This is a genomic window from Streptomyces sp. NPDC054847 (genome assembly GCF_053610925.1).
Genome location: NZ_JBSGZJ010000613.1, coordinates 1 through 3,308 on the forward strand (window position 1 = coordinate 1; position 3,308 = coordinate 3,308).

The following is a 3,308-nucleotide window of genomic DNA, read 5'->3' on the forward strand; positions in this document are numbered from 1 at the left end:
GTGTCGCGGACACGCCCGGCCGCGGACCCGTCGGGGTCCCGGCCGTCAAGTCGCCGGGCACGATCGCGCTGGTCCTCGCCTGCATGCTGGAGCGCCGCCCGGTGCTGCTGCCGTCGGCGACGCTCGGCAAGGACGTGACGGAGCAGCTGTACGAGCAGGCCGGCGCCGTCCCCCTGCCCGAGCGGCCGGGCGACGACACACCGGACGACGGCACACCCGGCGGCGACACGCCGTACGGCGGCCTCGGCGCCGCGCGCGACACGCCCGCCGATCCCGAGGCCCCGGTGCTGCTGCTGACCACCTCCGGGTCGACCGGGCTGCCCAAGATCGTGCCCGTCGCCGGCGGCGCCGTCGACCGTTTCACCGCCTGGGCCGCCGCCGCGTTCGGGATCGGACCCGGCACGAACGTCCTCAACTACGCGCCGCTCAACTTCGACCTGTGCCTGCTCGACGTGTGGACCACCCTCGCCCACGGCGGCCGGGTCGTCCTCGTCGACCCCGACCAGGCCATGAGTGGCCGCCACCTGCTGGAGACGATGGAGCGCCACGACGTCCACGTCGTCCAGGCCGTGCCCATGTTCCACCGCCTGGTCACCGACGCCGCCCGCGAACACGGCACCACCGCCCTGCCCGCCGTGCGGCACGCGATGACCACCGGCGACGCCCTGCCCGGCCCGGTCCTGGCCGAGCTGCCGCGCCTGTTCCCGAACGCGCGGCTGCACAACATCTACGGCTGCACCGAGACCAACGACAGCTTCGTGCACGAGGTGACCGGCGAGCAGGCCGCGGCCGGCGCGACCCTGCCGCTGGGCCGCCCGCTGCCCGGCGCCGGCGCCCTGGTCGTCACCGGCGACGGCACCGTCCTCGAGGGCCCCGGCAGCGGCGAACTGTGGGTCACCACACCGTTCCAGACCAGCGGCTACCTCGGCGCGGCCGCCGCCCGGCCCGTGTTCGTGCCCCACCCCACCGGCGCCGACGACCGGCGCTGGTACCGCACCGGCGACCTGGTGCACCGCGGCGCCGACGGCGCCCTGACCCTCGCCGGCCGCACCGACTTCCAGGTCAAGGTCCGCGGCGTGCGCATCAACGTCCAGGAGGTCGAGCACGTACTGCTCGCCCACCCCGAGGTCACCGAGGCCGCCGTCCTGGCCCTGCCCGACGAGGTGGCCGGCCGGCTGCTGCACGCCGTGGCCCGCCGCACCCCGGGCAGCGGCCTCAACAGCCTGACCCTGCGCGGCCATCTGGCACGCGGTCTGCCGAGGGCCGCGGTCCCCTCGGTCCTGCGCTTCACCGACGAGCCGCTGCCCCGGACCTCCACCGGCAAGGTCGACCGCGACCGTGTCGTGAAGGACCACTTCACCAAGGAGAACTGACATGCCCCACGCCCAGGCCCAGGCCATCAAGGAGTTCATCGTCGAGGAGTTCCTGCCCGACATGCCCGCACGGGACCTGGCCGACCACGACGACCTGCTGGAGGGCGGCGTCATCGACAGCCTCGGCCTGCTCAAGGTGATCGCCTGGCTGGAGGACCGGTACGACATCAACACCGACGAGGTGGACCTGGACCCCGAGTCCTTCAAGTCGGTGGCGGCCATCGAGGCGTTCGTCGCCGACGCCTCCCGCACCCGGGCGGAGGCCGCCTAACCATGCACGACGCCGTCGCCGCCCTGATCGCCCAGGACCGGCCCGTCGACCTTCCCCAGTGGCGCTCGTTCTGGGACAGCCTGCACGACGGCGCGCTGCGCCGGGGCGAGAGCGTGGCCCTGCTCGCGTCCCTGTCCACGCAGATGCCCGGCCGCGCCACCCTGACCGCGCTGCTCGACTCGCTCGCCGAACGCCGCCCGGGCGACACCGGGCGGCCGGTGTTCGAAGGCGCCGTCAACATCGTCGGCACCGGCGGAGGCCCGCGCACCCTCAACATCTCCACCGCGGCCGCGCTGACCGCCGCCGCGATGGGCACCCGCGTCGTCAAGACCGGATCGCGCGCCTACACCTCCGCCCTCGGCTCCCTCGACCTGCTCGAACGCCTCGGCATCGAGACGGCCTCCTCCTACGAGCAGACCCACGAGATGCTCGAGCGGTGCGGCATCGCGTTCGCCGGCATGTTCGTCTACCCCGCCGAACTGGGCCTGCTCGCACGCGGCGTGCTGCCGCTCGACATCCGCCGCCTGGGGCGCTTCGTCAACGCCCTGGGACCGTTCCTCGCCGACATGCCGGTCGACGCCCAGCTCACCGGCGTCTCCGACCCGCGGCTCGTTGCCGGGCTGCGGCACGCCGCCGAGCACACCGCCCGCCGCACCGGCAGATCCGTGTGGCTGGCCACCAACGCCACGGGCGCCGACGAACTGGTCGGCTTCACCCCCAACCTGGTGCGCACCTACGAAGGCGGCGGCGAGGACGAGTTCACCCTCGACCCCGCCGCGCTCGGCCTGGGCCCCGGCGCCCTGGAGGACCTGCGGCCCGGCACCGACCCCGTCCGCGACGTCCTGGACCTGCTCGCCGGCCGCGGCCGCCCGGCGGCCGAGGACGCGGTCTGCCTCAACGCGGCGGCCCTGGCCGTCGCCGGCCGTCTCACCGGCGACTGGCACCAGGCCCTGCGCGGCGCCCGCGCGGTCCTGAACGACGGCTCGGCCCTCGCCCTGGTCGACCGACTGCGACGCGCCACGGAGGTGGCCCATGCATGACCCCCGCCCCGCACCCGCCACCGCCTCCCCATCCGCCTCCGGCCCCGCGCCCACACCCGACGGCCCCGTGGCCGCCACCGCGTCCGCGCCGGGCGGGTTCTTCACCCGCACCGCACCCGGCCGGCCCGGCCTGGCGCTGTTCCTCAACGCGGGCGACCCGCCGCTGGACCGGCTGCCCGACCTCGCCGCCCTCCTCGACGAGAGCGACATCGACTGCCTCGAACTGGCCGTCCCCTTCCCCGGATCCGTCACCGACGGGCCCGTCATCCGCCGCTCCGCCGACCGGGCCCTGGCCCACGGCACCGACCTGGCCGCCGTCCTCGCCGCCGTCGCCCGCGTCCGGCCCGGCCTGAAAAGACTGCGCATCGCGCTGCTCGCCGACTTCGGCCACACCGTCAAGGGCACCGCCCCCGCCGACTTCGCCGCCGCCGTGCGCGACGCCGGCTGCGACGGACTGCTGCTGCACGGCGTCCCGCCCAGGCTGCGCACCGCCCACTACCAGGCCGCCCACGACGCCGGCCTGCCGCTGGTCACCACCTGCTACGCGGTCTCCCGGCCCGACGCGGTCGCCGAGGCGGCGGCGCAGGCCACCGCCTACCTCTACCTGGTCGCCCACTACGGCCG

At 75.4% G+C, this 3,308-nt stretch carries 4 protein-coding genes; all 4 read left to right on the forward strand.

Annotation, left to right across the window (positions count from 1 at the left end; all coding sequences use genetic code 11):
* Window positions 1-1,373 (forward strand): AMP-binding protein (locus ACWGH4_RS33200; RefSeq protein WP_453467387.1); only part of this gene is annotated, 1,373 nt, incomplete at its 5' end.
* Between the two features lies 1 nt (window position 1,374).
* Complete coding sequence (locus ACWGH4_RS33205; protein ID WP_453467389.1) at window positions 1,375-1,644, forward strand: phosphopantetheine-binding protein; 270 nt, start codon at window positions 1,375-1,377, stop codon at window positions 1,642-1,644.
* Between the two features lie 2 nt (window positions 1,645-1,646).
* On the forward strand, window positions 1,647-2,684 hold the full coding sequence (locus tag ACWGH4_RS33210) for an anthranilate phosphoribosyltransferase (RefSeq protein ID WP_453467391.1): 1,038 nt from the start codon (window positions 1,647-1,649) through the stop codon (window positions 2,682-2,684).
* The coding region (locus ACWGH4_RS33215; protein ID WP_453467393.1) for a tryptophan synthase subunit alpha at window positions 2,677-3,308 on the forward strand (632 nt) is incomplete at its 3' end. The genes ACWGH4_RS33210 and ACWGH4_RS33215, both read left to right, overlap by 8 nt.

Coding starts and splice junctions, on each gene's coding strand:
- ACWGH4_RS33205 (WP_453467389.1), top strand. CDS start 1,375: ATGCCCCACGCCCAGGCCCAGGCCATCAAGGAGTTCATCGTCGAGGAG.
- ACWGH4_RS33210 (WP_453467391.1), top strand. CDS start 1,647: ATGCACGACGCCGTCGCCGCCCTGATCGCCCAGGACCGGCCCGTCGAC.